Origin of the sequence: Brevibacterium permense, from assembly GCF_025506275.1 — a bacterium.
Taxonomy (GTDB): Bacteria; Actinomycetota; Actinomycetes; order Actinomycetales; family Brevibacteriaceae; genus Brevibacterium; species Brevibacterium permense_A.
The window spans coordinates 1-465 of record NZ_QYCP01000042.1 but is presented as its reverse complement, the minus strand read 5'-3'; the positions used below and the strand labels follow the sequence as shown (position 1 = coordinate 465).

At 66.7% G+C, this 465-nt stretch carries 1 protein-coding gene; it reads left to right on the top strand.

The genetic code is table 11. The annotated features are described in order from the left end of the window. Nucleotides 1-132: 132 nt before the first annotated feature. The coding region (locus D3I60_RS01455; RefSeq protein WP_262774343.1) for a helix-turn-helix domain-containing protein at nucleotides 133-465 on the top strand (333 nt) is incomplete at its 3' end.

The window sequence follows — 465 nt, the reverse complement described above, 5'->3', positions numbered from 1 at the left end:
CCTCGAAGCCCTGCGGGTGATCCGCCGGCAGCAGGGCAAGGGCGTCTTCGTCACCGATCCGAAGACCTGGATGCGCGAGCCCTGAGTTGCATGCGCGCACGCAGTCGCGCGCTGATGTGCGATTATCGCACCATGGCTGACGAGTTGGCATGGGGCGAGATCGGCGAGCGAGTGCGTCAGGCACGCCTGTCCGTGGCCATGTCCCAGCAGGATCTTGCCGCCGCCGTCGGTCTTGACCGCACCATGTTGGCAAAGGTTGAGGCCGGCACCCGGCGGTTGGACGGCCTGGAGTTGGCACGACTTTCCCGGGCGCTGCGGATCTCGATGGATTACTTGATCAGGCCCCGGCCGGCGGTGCTGTCTCGGCGGGCGGTGCCGTTGACGGAGGACAGCGACACCGAGGCGGCTCGATCCTCGGAGCGGCTGGAAATTGCCTTGGTCGAGTGGCTACGCAACGTGCAGCAG